The organism is Luteitalea sp. (genome assembly GCA_009377605.1).
GTDB lineage: Bacteria > Acidobacteriota > Vicinamibacteria > Vicinamibacterales > Vicinamibacteraceae > WHTT01.
In genome coordinates, this window is the sequence record WHTT01000353.1 from 1 (window position 1) to 526 (window position 526).

Annotated in this window: 1 protein-coding gene; it reads left to right on the top strand. The window is 64.8% G+C overall.

The window, feature by feature from the left end:
* Positions 1-10: 10 nt before the first annotated feature.
* A partial coding sequence (locus GEV06_29275) for an FAD-binding protein (GenBank protein ID MPZ21928.1) occupies positions 11-526 on the top strand: 516 nt, incomplete at its 3' end.

Genomic DNA, 526 nt, shown 5'->3' on the forward strand with positions numbered 1-526 from the left:
GGCGGAAATCATGCAACACAAGGCCGTCGTTCAACTGGAACAGGATCTTCGCGGCCGCCTGATCCAGCGCGCCGATTTCGACTATGACGAGGCGCGCAAGCTCTACAACGGCATGATCGACAAGCAGCCGCTTGTCATCGCGCGCTGTGCGGATATCGCCGATGTGGTCACCGCGGTGAACTTCGGACGCGAGAACGATCTTCGGGTGGCCATCAGGGGCGGCGGGCACAACGGACCCGGTCTCGGCAGCGTCGACGACGGGCTCGTTATCGACCTGTCCGCGATGAAAGGCGTGCGCGTCGACCCTGTAGCCAGGACGGTTCGGGTCGAGGCGGGCTGCACGTCCGGCGACGTCGACCACGCAACGCATCCCTATGGGCTGGCCGTCCCCTTCGGCATCGTCTCCACCACGGGCGTCGCCGGACTGACGTTGGGCGGCGGCATCGGATACCTGTCGCGCAAGCACGGTCTCACCATCGACAATCTTATCGAGGCCGACGTGGTGCTCGCCAGCGGCGAAATCGTC